Origin of the sequence: Pseudoalteromonas sp. 20-MNA-CIBAN-0454, from assembly GCF_040308685.1 — a bacterium.
Classification (GTDB): Bacteria; Pseudomonadota; Gammaproteobacteria; order Enterobacterales; family Alteromonadaceae; genus Pseudoalteromonas; species Pseudoalteromonas nigrifaciens.
On sequence record NZ_JBEOOB010000137.1, the window covers coordinates 1 to 308 of the forward strand.

The 308-nt window shown below is 46.8% G+C and carries 1 protein-coding gene; it reads right to left on the reverse strand.

Annotated elements, in window-relative coordinates; genetic code table 11:
- On the reverse strand, positions 1-308 hold a 308-nt coding region (locus tag AAEZ22_RS18285; RefSeq protein WP_352298429.1), incomplete at both ends, for a reverse transcriptase domain-containing protein.

Genomic DNA, 308 nt, shown 5'->3' on the forward strand with positions numbered 1-308 from the left:
TGATCGAGTAGGTCAAAACACTTCGACAGATCCATATCAACCACCCACTCACGGTGATATTTACGAATAAATACCGTGGCTTTGCTGATGGCGTCATGACAACTTCGTTTCGGCCTGTACCCATAACTTGATGGGTGAAAGTCGATGTCGAAGAGCGGTTGGAGAATGTTCAATAGTGTTTGTTGTACTATGCGGTCGCGAACTGTTGGAATTCCCAGCAGTCTCACACCACCATCATCTTTCGGTATTTCTATCCGTTTGACTGGCTGTGCGCGATACTGCTTGCTTTGCAGTTCACCTTGCAGTTG